The organism is Chryseobacterium sp. (assembly GCF_008831505.1).
Classification (GTDB): Bacteria; Bacteroidota; Bacteroidia; order Flavobacteriales; family Weeksellaceae; genus Marnyiella.
In genome coordinates, this window is record NZ_CP044507.1 from 909207 (window position 1) to 926739 (window position 17533).

A 17533-nucleotide genomic window follows, 5' to 3' on the forward strand; every position below is an offset into this window, starting at 1 on the left:
GGCATTGCCTCTTTTTTTTGTTTCAAATTTTTATTTAGAATTATTAAAAATAAGGGAAATTATTTTACATTTGCAGCGTCTTTACAGACCTGAAACAAATGACTAACTTCTCCTATTACTTATATGCGTTTATGACATTGATACTCTCCAGAGATTTTGATACAGCATTGCGGGGTTTTCAGTCAAACTTAGCAAAAGGAATTTTAATATCATTTAAAAAATCAGTTTGATGGCAGTGGTAAGGTTTATCATTTTCGTGTTGCCGTTACTTTTATTACCGACCCCTTTATTCGCACAACTCAGTGGAGTGGTAGTGGAAGCCGATACACGCAAACCAGTTGGTGGCGTTCGGGTGATGGTTGAAAATACAGGGGTGTGGACGGTGACGGACAATGCCGGTAATTTCGTATTACAATACAGCAGCGGTGAGACGGTGGTCTTCTCACGCGTTGGCCTGTTGGAAGAAAAGCGAACTTTCCTACAGCCTTTTTCCGGGAAAATTACAGTGGAAATGCAGGTAGCTTCAGTCCGGATTAAAGAAGTAACACTTACAGCCAGGAAAAAACACTACTCCGAAATTGAAATCAGGGAAGAAGCGCTGAAGAACATTCAGGCATTTTCAATAAGCGATGTGCTGGAGCAATTGCCCGGGCAGAAACTTCAGGACCTGAGGCTCAATGAATTTAAACCCATTGTTTTCCGTTCGGTGAATCCAAATGCGATCGCCGCAAACGGAATGGAGGGTTTCGGTAATAAATCTTTCGGAACTGCGGTGGTGGTAGACGGTATACCTGTGTCCAACAACGAAAATATGCAGAGCTACGTAGGAAATTACGCTCCTAACTCCAACTCGTTTCTGTATCAGGGATCTGTATTTTCACCCAATACTATTGGTTTCGGGGTTGCCAACGGTTATAACGGATATTTCTCCAATACCAATTTCGGCGCGGACCTGCGGGAGATTCCTGTTGAGAATATTGAAAGTGTGGAGGTGGTTCAGGGTATTCCCTCAGCACGTTATGGTGACCTTACTTCCGGCCTGGTCCACATTCACCAAAAAAGCGGCAGCACTCCTTACCGTGCTTACCTGGCAGTTCGTGAAGGTACCCAGGAATACAACCTGAATAAAGGTTTTAAACTTACCGAACGGATAGGATTCCTGAATGTAAATCTCAATTACCTCAGTTCCAATTCTGATCCGCGTACCAAATTCAACAATTATCAGCGTCTTGGAACTAATTTGTTATGGACTGTTTATGGTCGAAACCGTAATATCAGCAATTCACTTTCGGTAAATTACAGCAATAATCTGGACGATGCCAACTTTGAAGCCGAGGACCAGACCCAAAAAATCGTTTACAACAGAAAACGGGATTTCATGATCTCCAACCGTTTCAACTGGCGTCTAAAGACGGCGCTGGCAGATAACCTGAATGTAAGCGCAAGTTATTCACAGGGTTATCAGAACACCCATGAGTCCAGTATCTACAATTCGGGTGGGGAAGTTGTTGGAACCAGTTTGGTTGAAGGCGTTTACCTGGGAACTTATTCGCCCGTAGTATACCGCCAGACCAAGGAAGTGGAAGGTAAACCGGTCTCCATGTTTTTTTCTGCCGATGTAAAAAAGAATCTGAAAACCGAAAAAGGCTGGATCCATAATTTCCTCGTGGGTATCTCGGCACGCGGCAGTGACAACCGGGGAGCGGGCCGTTTGGGAAGTCCCGAAACCATTATTGCTACCTTCCAGGGTGGTGGACAGGCCTTCAGACCGTATAATTTCGGCGAAAATGTCAGGCCGGAATATCAGTTTTCTCTTTTTGCAGAAAACAATATATTCAAGAAATTTGGTGAATTTGTTTTTAATCTGAACGCGGGCGCCAGGCTGGACCGTCAGGCCGGAACCACCATTCTGCAGCCCAGGCTTAATTCTTATCTTCTTTGGAAAGATCTAAAGGTTCGTGGTGGATTTGGTATCGCTTCAAAAGCACCCGGAATCAATATGATTTATACGGGACCGCGGTATTTTGATATGATTTTGACTGATGTCCGTGTACCCGGAGTTTACAACTTCGGAATCGTACAGACTTTCATAGACTATTCGGACAACAAGGACCTTAAGCCCAGCAGAAGTAACCGCACAGAGGTGGGATTGGATTACCGTTTACCCTTCGGAAATGTGAGTGTTACGGCATATTACAACAAACTGCAGGACGGATTTACGAACGAAAGTTTCGCAGCCAAAAGGGATTTAGCCCAAGTTACGGTGCAGCCGGACGGCACCAATACACCTGCCTTTCAGATTACGGGTTATGACGATTATTATTTTCTGCAGAACCGTATTGTTAATGCGCTTACCTCTACCGATAAAGGTTTGGAATTTATGATGAACTTTAACCGTTTGCCGGTAAACAACCTTTCACTGAATCTTAACGGAAGTTATGTAGAGACCACAAACAACTCCGGAACCGATAAATATTTCAGGTCTACAGACCTCACCAAAGATGAAATCTACGGTCTGTACCGCTCTTTTACAAGTAAATACCGCCAGATGATGGTGGGGGCTGCCCTCAATTACCATTTGCCGGGCGCCGGGCTCCTGGTCACGCTGCGCACCCAGCATTTTATAGTTGATGATGCGTTTGTGCGTAACCCGCGCCTGCTGTATGCTTATATCGATACCAACTTAAACATGGTGGAGCTTACTCAGCAGCAAATTGATGATCCTTCACAGTTTGCACATATAAAAACCGCAAATGTAGATGAGGTAAATACCAGCCTGGATAAAGTGTACCACAATATGAATCTCAAAATATCCAAGGATTTCCGGAATGGATTTAAATTTTCCTTTTACGCAAATAATTTCCTGGATCTAAAGCAAACCGAAACTTATTTTGAGTCCGGAGTATATAAAGTAAGACCAAAAGGTGGCCTGCTGGATCTGTCCTTCGGAGCCAAGATAGAGTACGAATTTTAATTTTGTGAATATGAAGCAAATTATAAGTATTATTTTCCTTTTACTGATGCTGTTTTCATGCAGGAGTGATGATTTTGGCTCCGGCAGTGGCTCCGGAAACCTTGTGCCGGTAACCTTTACCGTTCAGGTAAGGTACGACAGCTACTTTGGCAATAAACAGTCCAAGAACGCGGTGGTCACCTTGGTGAATAACAGTTCGGGTGATACCTATACAGCAACCAGCGGAGATAACGGTGCTGCGGTTTTTGCAACCGTAATTCCGGGAAGCTATAAAGTTACCGTCTCCAAAACGATGCCTGCGGCAGAATTCCTTTCTGCTTTCGGATACACTTCACCGGTACCTGAGGTACATTTTAATGGGGTACAGGAAAATGTGATCGTAAATGCGAACGTAACTGCTACATCAATTGAGATTAAATCTGCACGGCTGGGCGATTTGGTAATCAAGCAGGTGTATTATGCAGGATCCCACGCAACGCAGGGAGCCTCGTTCCGGGATCAGTTTATTGAGATCTATAACAATTCCAATGAGGTGATCTATGCCGACGGCCTTTTCATCGCGCAGTTATATGGCAAGAACAATATGACCGTAAATGCGACATCACTTGCAAACGGTCAGTTCGACTGGAGCAAATCTCTGGGTATGACTGCCGGAAGTTCTGCAAATACAGATTATGTATATGCGGATTATGTACTGCAGGTTCCGGGCAGCGGAACACAGTATCCACTCCAACCCGGGCAGTCACTCGTAATTGCACAGAACGGCTCCAACCATAAAGCGCCGCTGGTAGATAACACCGGTGTTCCGGTCACTGTTTTGAATCCATCACTTACTGTTGATTTAAGCACTGCAGATTTTGAAGCTTATCTGGGTGATTTCAAACTCTCCATCGGAGATACGGTTTATAAATACGACCTCCAGAACCCGGCTGTAAAAGATCTTACAATCGCCTATTGGGGAAAAACAGGCTACTGGAACAGTAATAATGACTTTCTGATCGATAATCTGGGCCGCGACAGTTTCGCTATTTTCAGGATGAATGATTTCGATGCGCTGCCCGATTATGCCGATCCTACAGTAGCTGTTGTTGGGACCAATACAAGATTCTATAAACAGATTCCTGTTTCTGTAATAATAGACGGGGTAGAGCTGCAGCACTTTAATCCCAATTCCCAACGGCCAAAGATGCTCGGTTCCGCGGTTGATGCTTCCTTTATCAATACGGATGCAGCCTTTAATTCCCAGTCTGTCATCAGGAAAACAAAAACGGTTTTGCCGGATGGCCGCCGTATTTTGGAAGACACCAACAATTCCGCAAATGATTTTGTTAAACTTTCAATGGCCAACCCGCGTGGCTTTGCGCTATGATGAGATATAAACCGGAATTAACACTAAGTCTAATTCTGTCCTATCTGGCTGTAGCCGCACAGGAGAAGGACAGCCTGAATTTGATGCAGAACCGGATTTACAGGCCTCAGTTTGATCACCTGAAGACAAATCCGGTGCAATACACAGATTTACCGCTGGCCGATTTTACAGAAACCAGCCTAATGCTTAGCAGCCGCGATCTCAATCTGAAACGTACCCAAACCGCCGGGCAAATCACTGAATATGGCTTTGCAACAGACGGTATCTTTAACATTCATCAGAATCTCCGGCTTTTTGGCAGTTTCAATTACGCTTTCATAAAGGAAAAAGAACTTGCCTACAACCTGACTTCCCAGCGCACGGAGAATAATATGATTCTAAATCCAAATTATCTGCTGGTACCAAAAGCCGGTGACTGGGAATCACAGGAGTACAAAGTAACCGGTGGTGCAAGTTACAGGCTTTCTTCTTTTGATTTTGGCGCAACTGTAAACTACGGAAACCGGAGTTCCTTCCGGGATACTGATCCCCGCCCCGGCATCTCCTCCGCCGATTACTCAGGAAAAGCTTTTGTTGGTTTTAATTTGGGAAAACATCAAATCTCATTTTTTGGACATTTAGGCCGCAAGACAGAAGAGCACGATATAATTTCAGTGAACGAATACATTAATGCACCCTCGTTTCCGGATACTTTCGTACGATTTTCGGCGGGTTATGGCCGGATAATTAATTTCCCGTCTTACAGTGATTTCATTTACAAAACTTTTGACCGAGGTTACGGTGCCGGTTATGCTTTCCAAGGTGAGCATGATTTGATAACTGTTAATTCCGGCTACTCAAAATCGATTGAGACTTTATTTACAAAAGATGCAGGTGGAGCTGTCTATTTCGAGGAAAGTCTGGAAAACATGAAATACCGCCTAAAAAGTTACTATGCACAAGTGCAGTGGTTGCGGAGAGGTGCTGAAAAAGATATTATTACTAATTTAGATTTGAAGAGCATTACCGGCGATAATTATAGTGTGCCGGAGCAGGGTCAGAATTTCCGTATGACCCTGGACCGGGCAGAACTTTCCAACGCGGTGGTCTGGAAGGACCGGAAGCGTGTGCTTCTGGGTTTAAATACAAGCGCGTCATACTCAGATTTTTCCGCAACAGACCTTTTAGGAGTTACCTATAAGTACATCAAATCTTTTGATTTACAGTTTGCAGCAAACCGCGACCTCCTTCATTCAACAGAATTTATACTGAACCTGGAAGCGGGCGCTGAAGCCTATATTCCCCTCTGTCAAAGCCTGAATTATACAGCGGCATCCTCCAGTGACCTGATCTTCAATAATGTGATTGCGCCTGATCACGCATTTGAATCAACTACTAAATTAGGTCCGCAACTTACCCTGAACTTTTACCGTCCTTTAACTGCCAGAACAAACCTCAGGATTTTCACCAGTTTTGCGGCACTATATGCGCTAAGCAGTGAGTTTCAGGATCAAACCGATTATTCCGGTACGCCTAACCTCCGTTTTAATGCAGGAATTTCTTTGTTCTACTAGCCTATATAGCCATTATGCGAAGTTGATCTGATTTAATGAGATGAAATTTGAGCTCAGCTCCGTTTGTGATAAGCAAATCTTGGTTTGATTTCGCGGTTCAGAAAGATTCCCTTGGAGTAGGCCGCCCTGAATTCGTCAAAAACCTCCTGCGGAACATCCAGATAATCATAAACTGAGCCTGAATTATAGACAATGGTCAGGATCCGCAGTTCGGGTTTGTAATAATATTTATTGATGACGGTAGAAGGCATAGTCCGGCAGGTGCAATATCTGTTCCTTTAGATTTCATACCTTTACAGCTTATTATTTTATATATGAAAATCGGCCAAACGCAAATTCTTAAAATTGCAGAGAAAAATTATTCCGGACTTTTCCTGGAAGACGAAAACGGGGAAAGGGCTTTCCTTCCCAAGATTTTTGCTTCAGAAGATGCTGAAGTTGGCAGTGACATGGAAGTTTTCGTATATCAGGACGACGACAGACTGAAGGCGACTACCGAAAAGCCGACCGCAGAAATCGGTGAGTTTGCCGTGATGACATGTGTGCAGGCGTTGCCCAGCGGTGCATTTATGGATTGGGGCATCATCAAGGATCTTTTTATTCCCTATCAGCAGCAGAAGCTGAAAATCCTGGAAGGTAAACGATATCTCGTTTATGTATATGTGGATGAAAAGCTGGGCCTGATAACCGGTACCACAAAGTTTAAGAGGAATCCGCAGTATGAAGATCTGCCCTTCCGCAAAGGAGACAAGGTGAATCTTATTATCATGGGCGAAAGCGAACTGGGCTGGAACGTGATCATCAACAAAAAATACATAGGGCTAATTTATACTTCCGATGTTTATAAGCGGCTTTTTCCGCTTTCTGATGAGGTGGGATATATTAAAACCATTCGCGAGGACGGAAAAATCGATGTTTCCCTGCAGCCTGAAGGTTATGATAATATAGACGAATTCCAGCAGGTGATCCTGGAAAAACTGGAAAGCAATTACGGTCTTCTGTATCTTTCAGACAAATCCGAGCCGGAAGAAATTAAGCAGGAACTCCAGATGAGTAAGAAGAATTTCAAAAAAGCCATCGGTGGCCTGTACCGTGACAAGAAGATAGAAATATTTGAAGATAAAATACGTTTGGTTAACGAAGGAGAATAGACACGCAGGACTGGATTTCAGTCCTTTTTTATGCCTGGAATGGAAAATCAATAAACAGAAAAAGAGCAGTGGTAAGAACTGCTCTTTTTTATCAGTCGGGATGACTGGATTCGAACCAGCGACCCCTTGCACCCCATGCAAGTACGCTACCAGGCTGCGCTACATCCCGAATTCGTGGGCAAAAGTAATCATTCTTTTCTTACCAGCAAAATCCAGTCTTCTTCCAGGAATTTATAGCCAATATCATAGACAAAACGGTACTCTGCACCGTTTTTATATATTTTCAGATTTGTAAAATATTCGAAATCAAAACCTTCGGCTGAAAGTTTACTGCGGGTGGTTTTCGCTTTGCCTTCGGTGAACTTTTGATCAGCTAAAATCCGGTGATTCTTTCGCAGTTTATTATTGATATTGCGCATCAGATTCGATGCGTCTTTATTCTGCTTATTGTTAAAGGCATTACGGCACGCGTCCGAACAGAATTTCTTGTCGGATCTGCCGTGTATGGGCTCGCTGCATTCCAGACAGTTGTTCATGTGCTTAAGTTTTAAGTTTTTTGGCGAAAGCAATAATGTGACCGTCAGGATCAGCCAGATAACATGCACGGTCTCCCCAGTCGCGGTCGGAAGGTGCACTTACGATTTCAGCATTCAGATTAACGGCTTTCTGAAATTCAGCTTCAATATCATCAAGATAAAGATAAAGTTCACAACGCGGAATTCCTGTTCCGCTTGCAGGGTCGGGTGTTTTCCCGTGAAGAATTTTGTTTATGCTGCTGTTGGGCATCAAGCCCAGGGTGAAAAAATCAGAAAGCTGAAACTCTGTCATTCCGGGCACATCCAACACAGGCTCCAAACCAAGAATCTGTCTGTAAAAATCCCGGCTTGTGGCTTGATCTGTTACGTACAGGATTGAATGTACTTTCTGAAAGCTTTTCATCACAATCAAATATAGCAAAATATCCGTTCGGAAACGGATATTTATAAGTATACTGTAAAGTTGTGGTATTTACTGCTTAATGATTTGTTTAATTTTCTGAGTATTGTCGCTCAGTGTATATCTCATCAGATATTTGCCGGGTCTCAGGTTTCCAAGGTTAATCTCCGCCGCATTCATATTCACATTATAGCTTGCCACCTGAGTGCCAAGAATGGAATAAAAGGAAACCGACTTCACTTTTACCATTGGATCTTTTGCTTTCACCAACAGGATATCGCGTGTAGGATTAGGATAGGCCACCAAAGTTCCGTCATCATTTTTCTGGCTGATGCCAAAGGGTTCGCGGCTTTGAGCAGTTAAAGTGGAGCTGAAGCCAAGGCCAAAAAATAATATAATAAGTAAAAGTTTTTTCATTTTTTAATACAATACTTTACGAAGATAAGAAACTTCTTTTAACCTGCAATAGTTTTATCATTAACTATTGGTAAATTTGTACTTTCAAAAAGAATACCACTTTTACATTTATATTATGATGATATATTCCCGGAACCGACGTCTCAGAGTGAGCGCCGCCATACGCAGTTTAGTACAGGAAACTGTCCTTACTACCAACGACCTGGTAATGCCGGTTTTTGTAATGGAAGGCCAGAACAAACAGGAAGCTATTCCTTCTATGCCCGGAATATTCCGCAGGACTCTGGACTTAACGGTAAAGGAGTGCCGCGAGCTGTATTCATTGGGAGTGAAAGGCGTGAACCTTTATATGAAGGTTTCTGAGAACCTGAAAGACAATACCGGAAAAGAATCCTGGAATGACAGCGGACTTATGCAGGATACCATCAAAGCGATCAAGGATGCTGTTCCCGGAATGGTGGTTATGCCCGATGTAGCGCTGGACCCATATTCGGTTTACGGTCATGACGGTATTATAACCAACGGAAAGGTTGAAAATGACGCTACCAACGAAGCACTTACAAAAATGGCTGTTTCTCACGCCAAGGCCGGTGCCGACATTGTTGCGCCCAGTGATATGATGGATGGCAGGGTGGCCGCTATACGTACTGGTTTGGAAGAAGGCGGTTTTACTGATGTAGGCATTTTAAGCTACTCAGCAAAATATGCCAGTTCTTTTTATGGCCCGTTCCGCAGTGCTTTGGATTCAGCACCCGTGGATGCACAGGAAATTCCGCAGGACAAGAAAACCTATCAGATGGACTTTCATAACTCGCGCGAAGCTATTGATGAAGTATTGAAAGATGTAGCCGAAGGTGCCGATATCATTATGATTAAGCCGGGTATGCCATATCTGGATATCGTAGCCAAAGTTCGCGAAACCATTGAGTTGCCGATTGCCGTTTATAATGTAAGCGGCGAATATGCCATGCTGAAGGCGGCGGCACAGAACGGCTGGCTGGACAATGACAAAGCGGTTATTGAAAGTTTAACCTGTATCAAGCGCGCCGGCGCCGATATGATCTTTACCTATGCGGCCAAGGAAGCGGCCATCCTGCTGAACGGATAAATTCTCACCACAAATTACAGAGGGGTCTTCAATTATGGAGGCCCTCTTTTATTTGGAATATGTTGAAATCACATTACTTCAAACATTGAATTCACTGATTGTATCAAAAAACAGTCTTTTATTACTATTAATAGCATCATAATCAGTATAGTTACTGTTAAAGAAATTTTGATTTTTCCTCTTGTATGAATAAGTAAAAAAACGAATAACGCGAAATTTATAATATCAAGTATAAGCCATTGGACCATTCCCATATAGCCCAAGAAATAATTCAAAATGCTTAAAGTAAAGAACAGTAGGGATATTATCCCCATATATTTAGTTTTGGTTAAATTTTCCACTTCGATAGATATATGTTACTAATTCAAAATAAATAGTTTACATTTCGCCGCTGTCGCGGTTTTATTTACTGGCCTTTTATGCCGCTAACCACGGCGTGTACGGAGGTTTTCTCAGCGGGCACGGAGGTTTTTATACTATATTTTTGAATAAATCTAACATCTGAAATCTGATGTCTGAAATCTGATGTCTGAAATCTAAATACTTTAACCACAAAGTCCACAAAGGTTTTCACAAAGTGCACGGAGAGAAGATTCTTATTTTAATTTGAGTAAATCCAAAATCCACAGTTTAAAATTCAAAATCTGAATGGATTGTCCGCTTTTTACCTCAACATCAGGAAAACAGCCTCTTTGTCATTCCGCAGGAATCTCAATAGACAGAAATCTACTGTAAATAACAATTTGACGGATTTGTATCCGTATTTTTTTTAAATATATCTATATAATCAGTGTGTATACTATTCGTGTGCGGTTAACCACGGCGTGTACGTAGGTTCTCTCAGCTTGCAGGGAAGTTTTACACTTCATTTTCTGAATAAATCTAACTTCTAATCTCTAACTTCTAATCTCTAACCTCTGATATCTAATGTCCAGACAAAGTCCAAATTGAATAAAATTAAGCTTAGAACCAGGGTTTCCTTCCCTGAACATACGTGCGGTCAAACTGCTCGTCACTCATCGTAAGGTAAATAATACCTTCAATAAGAGGTACGATAAAAACTACAGGATAGAAGGCACTCCCAATCCCGCAGGTAATGATGGTGAGCAGTGGCAGGATAATGAGCGTGGAAAGCAACAGCGTAATACCTTCACTTGTATAACCCAGATAGAACTTGTGGATGCCTAAAGCACCCAAAATGATGGCGAAGATGCCTGTGGCCAGTTTCTTGTCGGAGCGGTAATTGGGATTTCTGTTTTGTGGATCGGGATTATTGTAGCCGTAGGTTTCCATGGTTTTTTATTTAAAATTAACAATAATATTGAATTTCTGCACAAATATTTAAGGCTTGTGCCGATATATTCAAAAATTTGTGCTTACTGAAGTCGTGCACCATTTTTATTTATATTTGCTGCATGATTTTACGGGGAGAAAATTTAATTAAGGAGTACGGACCGAAAAAGGTGGTGAAAGGCGTTTCTGTGCAGGTTTCACAAGGTGAAATTGTAGGGCTTTTAGGTCCCAACGGTGCCGGAAAGACAACTTCTTTCTATATGATTGTGGGTCTGGTGAAACCAACCTCCGGAAAAATCTACCTGGACGATAAGGAAATTACTTCAGATGCGATGTACCGCCGTGCACAGAAGGGTATTGGCTACCTGGCGCAGGAAGCATCGGTATTCCGTAAACTTTCTGTGGAGGAGAATATCTTAGGAGTTCTTCAGCTTACCAAGCTTTCCAAAAGGGAACAGCAGATGAAGTGCGACGAACTTATTGAGGAGTTTTCTCTCCAGCATGTGCGCAAGAACCGTGGCGACCTGCTTTCAGGTGGTGAAAGACGCCGGACCGAAATTGCCCGCTGTCTGGCTACAAGTCCCAACTTTATTCTATTGGATGAACCATTTGCGGGAGTGGACCCCATTGCGGTGGAGGATATCCAGAAAATAGTCCGCAGCCTTGTCGACAAAAACATAGGCATCCTGATTACTGATCACAATGTGCAGCAAACCCTTGCAATTACCCACAAAACCTATATTATGTTTGAAGGTAAGATCCTGAAAGAAGGTCTGCCGCATGATCTGGCAAATGATCCTCTGGTTCGGGAGGCTTATCTGGGGGAGAACTTTGTATATCAGGACATCCTGAATAAGGAACACACCAAATCATACGTATACAATATCTGGGCAGGTAATTTTGATACTAAAAACCAGTTCAGGGATTTTGTTGATGAAAATTTTTCCGGACTGGACAATCTTAGGCTGATGTACGGCTTTGAAGATATGAGTTTTGCTTCGCTGGCCAATTCAGAGATTGAACACATTTTCAACAATGTGGTTGATAAAAATGCGAACAATTCATTTCTTTTCCAGAAGAAGGAACTAACAAGCCGCTATTCAATGGAAATGGCAGAAGCTGAATCCAGCGCTGCCAGCCGTCCCGAACTGCACTATCTGACAAGCTACAGCTACAAAAACTAAAACTGTTTTGGTCAAATTTTTGTTTATTTCAGGTTTTGGAATTTTCTGAAACCTTTTTTGACATTGATGCCGAAACCATTTGCCCGCACCACCAACCTGATCAGCATTTATAAACAGCTGAGACCGTTTATATCGCCTTACCGGTTTATGATTTACGGTACGCTGTTCCTCACCTTCCTGGGGGCGTTGGCGGCGCAGGTAAACCCGCTGGTGCTGAAGTATACCGTGGACGAAGTTACTGCGCTGGTAAATCTTCCGGATCCGATGAGTGAAGGTATTCATGTTCTGGTGGTCATCACCGCTATTTTGCTGGGCAAGGAGCTGGCCAACATTTTCATTCAGTTCGGCCAGAAATTCTATGGCGAAAAAATCAGGATTAATGTAAGTTCTGTATTGGCCCAAACTGCGATTGATAAAATTCTCCGTTACAGGATCGCTTACTTTAACGATGAAAATCACGAAACCGGAAAGTTGCAGACCCGCATAGACCGCGGCATCGAAAGCCTGACAAAATTGGTGCAGAATTTTTTTATTGATATCCTGCCTTTGTTTTCAAATGCCATTATCGCCCTGATCATCATGTACATGCAGAATGTATATGTGGGATTGGTTTCCACGGTGGTGGTGCCCATATATTTCTATGTAAGCGCGCTGCAGGCCAAAAGACTTTCAGGTGTGCGCCGTACGCTGAGAAATCAGCGGGAGCAGAAGACCTCAGGACTTCTTAATCTGATAGGCTCTATTATGGTGATCAAGAGTTTTGTACGCGAAAAATTTGAGGGTAAAAAACAGTTTGACCTCCAGATGCAGCTTATGGAAAGCCAACTCTACACCCGGCGTACCAATTTTATTTATGACGGTTTAAAAACCTTCATTGAGCAGTTTGGTGTTGTACTTATCATTTTGCTTACTGTATACCTGGTCCTGGACCAGCAAATGACTATCGGGGCCATTATGCTGCACATTATGCTGTTCAATAACGTGTCTTCGCCCATCCGGCAACTGCACCGCATATACGACGATATGAATGATGCCTTCATATATGCTGAAGGATATTTCGACATTTTAAATGCTGATGATGAAACCGAGCCCAACGGAACACATATCGACAGTGATATCTCAGGCAATTTTGAACTGAAAAATGTAGATTTCAGTTATCCCAATGGTACAAAGGCTTTGAATAATGTTTCAATGCGTATTGAAAACGGCAAAACAACGGCACTGGTAGGTTTAAGCGGCGCGGGAAAATCAACAGTGATCAATCTGCTCTGTAAGTTCTATTTGCCGGATTCGGGGAATATTACGCTCGATAACATTAACCTGAATCAGTATGAAAATTCATTTCTTCGCGGCGATATTGGTTTGGTGCTGCAGCGCAACCATATTTTCCAGGGAAGCATTGAAGATAACATCCGTTATGGTAATATGGAGGCCACTTTTGAAGAGATTGAAACTGCTGCCAGAAAAGCCTACCTGCATGACCAGATTATGGATTTGCCGCAAGGCTATCAGCATGACGCAACGCAGCTGTCCGGCGGACAGCAGCAACGCATCGCCATCGCCCGGCTATTCCTGAAGGATCCGCCAATTATTTTCCTGGACGAACCAACAGCCAGCCTGGACGCCATTGCCACCGAACAGATCAAAAATTCACTCGATGCGATTAAGGAGGGCAGGACGGTGATCATAATTTCCCATTCACTCTCGCAGATTCTGGACAGTGATATGATTTATGTGATGAAAAAGGGGAAAGTGGTTGAAAGTGGTAATCATGAGCAGCTGGTGAACATGAACGGAACCTACCGCGAGATCTTTGATGCCTCAGCCCGAAGCCTCAATCTGGATAAACTGGTGAGTTCCTTCCGCGATAACCAATAAAAGACTGAAAATTACGTTTAATCCAGACATGAAAATATTTAATACGAACGCGGTGCTGGCTGTAGGTGCAATGATGCTGTTTTCCTGCCAGAAAATTGAGGAAAGCGTAACGACTATTGTAACAGATACTAAGGAGCAGGTTCAGCAGAAAGCCATGGAGACCGTGCACCAAACAATCACCGAACAGGTGAGCAGGGTAGTGAAGGCAGAGGATGTCGCTTTTGACAGTGTGTTTATAGGATCAAATGACCTGCAACTGAGTCCAATAACCGGCAAAAAGATTGTAACACCCAGTGGCTCGCCATATTATGTCTTTAAGTATAAAACTCCGGAGAAGGAACTACTGTTGCAGTCGCTTACAGAACAGCCGACAACCGATGAAAGCCGGTCTTCCAAAGAGTATAAGAAAGTTGATGGCGCATCCATCATCGAAAAGATCGCTTTTGTTGAAAAATTCATCCCCGGTGAATTGGTTAATGTTTCCTTTCTGAATGAACTTAGGACCGATAAAACAATAGAATATTATAAAATAAGCCGTTTTCCAAACTCCAGCACCGTTATTTATCATCCCAAGGACCAGACGGTATGGCATTTCGTGGAGGTAATGAAGTAGGCTATCAACTTAAGATTTCCATTTTAAAACTTTATCTTTGGGTATGAAAATTTATACGAAGACCGGTGATAAAGGCGAAACCTCCCTATACGGCGGGACACGCGTTTCCAAAGCTTCAGCGCGGGTTGAATCTTATGGGACAATAGACGAGCTGAACTCATTTATAGGCTTTGCCAAAGCTGAGATAACGGACGAAGGTATACTTCATCAGCTTAAGAAAATTCAGTTTGACCTTTTTACGGTAGGTTCAGAATCGGCCACGCCCACCGATAAACTTACGCTGGCTAACGGAAAGTCAAGACTCTCTTTGATGATTTCTGAAACAGAAATTGAAGAACTGGAACAGTGGATGGATGAATTTGAAGCTGCTCTGGAGCCATTGCAGTATTTCATACTTCCGGGTGGTGGTAAAGGTGCCACCTCGCTGCATATTTGCCGTACGGTTTGCCGCCGGGCTGAGCGCAGTCTGGTGTTCCTTAATGAGCACGAAGAGGTAAGACCGGAACTCATCAAATACCTGAACCGCCTGTCGGATTATCTTTTTGTTTTGGCCAGATATGTATCAAAAATTCAGTGTGAGCCGGAAGAATACTGGAATCCCAACGACCGCGGCCAATAAATGAATCGCGCACTTCTTTTCATCAACGGTGTTCCACCTAAGCAATTGCCGGAAACTGCTGCGTACGATATGGTTGCCTGCTCTGATGGTGCCTTTCATTATCTGAAAGAAAAGGGTTTTGCTTTGAACCTGCTGGACTTTATTTCAGGTGATTTTGACAGTCATACGGGCAGCGACGAAGAAATTTACAGTCAGAGATTCATCCATACACCGGATCAGGACAAAACGGATTTTCAGAAATCGCTGGAAATTCTGCTGGAACGCGGAATTCAAAAAGTAGATGTGTATGGCGGCAGTGGTGGCGAAATGGACCACTTTCTCGGAAATCTGCATGTAGCTTACCTTTTCAAAGACCGGGTAAAAATTACCTTTTATGATGAATTTTCCAGTTACTTTTTTGCGGACAAATACACAGTGCTCAACGGCATAAAAGACCGTCTGGTCTCGCTATACCCCTATCCCGAAGCAAACCAGATCACTACAAACGGATTAAGATGGCCTCTGAACGAAGAAAAACTGATGATTACAGACCGCATCGGCACAAGAAACCACGCTGCAGACGATTTGGTTGAAATAAAATTTGAAAATGGTGCGCTGGTACTGTTCGTCGGCCTGGCAACAGGTATTTCAGCCGGCAGCGCTGACGGATAACTGAGCCGATTGCTCTTAAAAATCAACTTTTTTTACCACATTTGCATTTTGTAATTCCATAAACCGACAGCATATAATGAAAATTAAATATTCAGAACTTATTGACCAGACCCTGTATTTCCCAACTGAAGAATTCAACGTGGTTGAGAACAGTCTGCAGTTTCACGATATTCCGCTTATGGATATTGTTGAGGAGTTTGGTACCCCGCTGAAATTTAATTATTTACCTAAGATTTCTACCAATATCCAGCGGGCAAAAGGCTGGTTTAAGGAAGCTATTGAAAAAAATGATTATAAGAAAGGCTATGTATACTGTTACTGTACCAAATCCAGCCAGTTTGCATTTGTTGTAGAGGAAGCGCTGAAGAATGATATTTCACTGGAGACTTCATCTGCCTACGATATGGACATTATCCGTTCGCTGTACAACAAAGGCAAGTACGGCAAGGATGTAGAGGTTATCTGTAACGGTTTTAAAACCGATGATTACCTGGCAAAGATCTCAGACCTCATCAACAACGGTTTCCAGAACATCATTCCTATACTGGACAATTACCGCGAACTGGACAAGCTTACCGAAAGCATCGATACCACCTTTAACATAGGCATCCGTATCGCTTCGGAAGAAGAGCCTAAATTTGAGTTCTACACCTCGCGGCTTGGAATTGGATACAAGGACATTATTCCTTATTACAGCCAGAAAATTGCCGAGCATCCCAATGCCAGGCTCAAGATGCTGCACTTTTTCATTAATACCGGAATTAAGGATACTGCCTATTACTGGAACGAACTGTATAAATGTCTACGGGTATATGCCAGACTCAAGAAAATTGCGCCTGAAGTCGATTCACTTAACATCGGTGGCGGTTTCCCCATCAAAACCTCACTCAACTTTGATTATGATTACCAGTATATGGTGAATGAAATCGTTTCGCAGATCAAGAAATTCTGTGAGGAAGAAGGGGTGGAAGAACCGCATATCTACACGGAATTCGGCTCCTTTACGGTAGGTGAAAGCGGTGGACATCTTTACAAGGTGATTTCGCAGAAAAGACAGAACGACAGGGAAAAATGGAATATGATTGATTCCAGCTTCATGACTACACTTCCTGATACCTGGGCTATCTCTCGTAAGTTTATTATGCTGCCGCTTAACCGTTGGGACGATACCTATGAGCGTGTATTTCTGGGTGGACTCACGTGTGATTCGGATGATTATTACAACTCCGAGCAGCATACCAATGCCATTTACCTGCCGGTCTTCAGTGAGACCAAGCCCATGTATATCGGATTTTTCCATACGGGAGCCTACCAGGAAACCATAGGAGGCTACGGCGGAGTTCACCACTGTCTGATGCCGCAGCCAAAGCATATTTTAATCAACAAGGATGAAGACGGCAATTTTACGTACGAAGTCTTCCGCGAGGAGCAGCAGCCCGAGGAGGTTTTGAAACTTTTAGGATATTAAAATAAGGAGCAACACGTGAGTTGCTCCTTTTCATTTGTGATCCCGCTTTACGCTGCAATCTTTTAATATTTGGGTTGCGGCGGCTTCGCCGCCGTAACCCAAATATTAAAAGGATTTCCACTGCAATCCGGGCTAAGATCCGGAGTTTACCTTCTCTGACGGAGGAATTAATCGGTACTTTGATAATCTTCAATTTATCAGTAATTTGAGCCAAGATAATGTCATTCCTCAGGTATTCAACCGCACCGCGCTGTTAATAATGGTTTCAGTGAAACGACAATTGAAAACTTAGTTCAAAGACATTATAGGCTGGTTTTGT

General features: G+C 43.1%; 15 protein-coding genes, 1 tRNA gene and 1 pseudogene. 11 read left to right on the plus strand and 6 right to left on the minus strand.

All coding sequences use genetic code 11. The features are described from left to right. Positions 1 to 229: 229 nt before the first annotated feature. The 3 genes from F7R58_RS04280 to F7R58_RS04290 are packed head-to-tail and all read left to right on the plus strand — an operon-like array spanning position 230 to position 5896. Complete coding sequence (locus F7R58_RS04280) at positions 230 to 2974, plus strand: TonB-dependent receptor domain-containing protein (RefSeq protein ID WP_158063711.1); 2745 nt, start codon at positions 230 to 232, stop codon at positions 2972 to 2974. 10 nt (positions 2975 to 2984) lie between these two features. Continuing rightward, the gene (locus tag F7R58_RS04285) at positions 2985 to 4343 is read left to right on the plus strand and encodes a DUF4876 domain-containing protein (protein ID WP_158063712.1); all 1359 of its coding nucleotides are present in this window, start codon (positions 2985 to 2987) and stop codon (positions 4341 to 4343) included. Further along, positions 4340 to 5896, plus strand: coding sequence for a DUF6850 family outer membrane beta-barrel protein (locus F7R58_RS04290; RefSeq protein ID WP_158063713.1), 1557 nt, complete (start codon positions 4340 to 4342; stop codon positions 5894 to 5896). The genes F7R58_RS04285 and F7R58_RS04290 overlap by 4 nt, the downstream gene beginning before the upstream one ends. A 53-nt stretch (positions 5897 to 5949) precedes the next feature. On the opposite strand, the gene F7R58_RS04295 is transcribed toward F7R58_RS04290, so the two are convergent. Next, on the minus strand, positions 5950 to 6147 hold the full coding sequence (locus F7R58_RS04295; protein ID WP_158063714.1) for a KTSC domain-containing protein: 198 nt from the start codon (positions 6145 to 6147) through the stop codon (positions 5950 to 5952). Positions 6148 to 6210: 63 nt separating this feature from the next. Between F7R58_RS04295 and F7R58_RS04300 the strand changes: the two genes are divergently transcribed. Then, on the plus strand, positions 6211 to 7047 hold the full coding sequence (locus F7R58_RS04300; protein ID WP_158063715.1) for a S1 RNA-binding domain-containing protein: 837 nt from the start codon (positions 6211 to 6213) through the stop codon (positions 7045 to 7047). A gap of 95 nt (positions 7048 to 7142) precedes the next feature. On the opposite strand, the gene F7R58_RS04305 is transcribed toward F7R58_RS04300, so the two are convergent. From F7R58_RS04305 to F7R58_RS04320, 4 genes are all read right to left on the minus strand, one after another. After that, positions 7143 to 7216 (minus strand) — tRNA-Pro (locus tag F7R58_RS04305). A gap of 19 nt (positions 7217 to 7235) precedes the next feature. Further along, positions 7236 to 7583: a DUF2116 family Zn-ribbon domain-containing protein gene (locus F7R58_RS04310; RefSeq protein ID WP_158063716.1), complete on the minus strand. Its 348-nt coding sequence runs from the start codon at positions 7581 to 7583 to the stop codon at positions 7236 to 7238. Between the two features lie 4 nt (positions 7584 to 7587). Then, a complete protein-coding gene (locus tag F7R58_RS04315) occupies positions 7588 to 7986 on the minus strand; it encodes a VOC family protein (RefSeq protein WP_158063717.1) in 399 nt (132 codons plus the stop codon). 69 nt (positions 7987 to 8055) lie between these two features. Next, positions 8056 to 8400 carry a T9SS type A sorting domain-containing protein gene (locus tag F7R58_RS04320; protein WP_158063718.1) on the minus strand — a complete coding sequence of 115 codons (345 nt, stop codon included), beginning with the start codon at positions 8398 to 8400 and terminating at the stop codon, positions 8056 to 8058. A gap of 115 nt (positions 8401 to 8515) precedes the next feature. On the opposite strand from F7R58_RS04320, the gene hemB reads away from it, so the two are divergent. Next, on the plus strand, positions 8516 to 9508 hold the full coding sequence (hemB, locus tag F7R58_RS04325; protein WP_187695260.1) for a porphobilinogen synthase: 993 nt from the start codon (positions 8516 to 8518) through the stop codon (positions 9506 to 9508). Between the two features lie 963 nt (positions 9509 to 10471). On the opposite strand, the gene F7R58_RS04330 is transcribed toward hemB, so the two are convergent. Beyond that, entirely contained in the window at positions 10472 to 10801 is a 330-nt protein-coding gene (locus F7R58_RS04330; protein ID WP_158063719.1) for a TM2 domain-containing protein, read from the minus strand. A 122-nt stretch (positions 10802 to 10923) separates the two neighbouring features. Between F7R58_RS04330 and lptB the strand changes: the two are divergent. The 6 genes and pseudogenes from lptB to F7R58_RS04360 form a co-directional block, all read left to right on the plus strand. Beyond that, positions 10924 to 11649: pseudogene (lptB, locus tag F7R58_RS04335) on the plus strand (LPS export ABC transporter ATP-binding protein); the annotation flags it as partial. A 483-nt stretch (positions 11650 to 12132) separates the two neighbouring features. Further along, a complete protein-coding gene (locus tag F7R58_RS04340) occupies positions 12133 to 13863 on the plus strand; it encodes an ABC transporter ATP-binding protein (RefSeq protein ID WP_158065385.1) in 1731 nt (576 codons plus the stop codon). A gap of 28 nt (positions 13864 to 13891) precedes the next feature. After that, positions 13892 to 14476, plus strand: a complete 585-nt coding sequence (locus F7R58_RS04345) for a hypothetical protein (protein ID WP_158063721.1) — start codon at positions 13892 to 13894, stop codon at positions 14474 to 14476. Positions 14477 to 14519: 43 nt separating this feature from the next. Continuing rightward, positions 14520 to 15095, plus strand: a complete 576-nt coding sequence (locus tag F7R58_RS04350; protein WP_158063722.1) for a cob(I)yrinic acid a,c-diamide adenosyltransferase — start codon at positions 14520 to 14522, stop codon at positions 15093 to 15095. After that, the gene (locus tag F7R58_RS04355; protein WP_158063723.1) at positions 15096 to 15746 is read left to right on the plus strand and encodes a thiamine diphosphokinase; all 651 of its coding nucleotides are present in this window, start codon (positions 15096 to 15098) and stop codon (positions 15744 to 15746) included. A gap of 76 nt (positions 15747 to 15822) precedes the next feature. Next, entirely contained in the window at positions 15823 to 17214 is a 1392-nt protein-coding gene (locus F7R58_RS04360; RefSeq protein ID WP_158063724.1) for an arginine decarboxylase, read from the plus strand. The last annotated feature ends 319 nt before the right edge of the window (positions 17215 to 17533 follow it).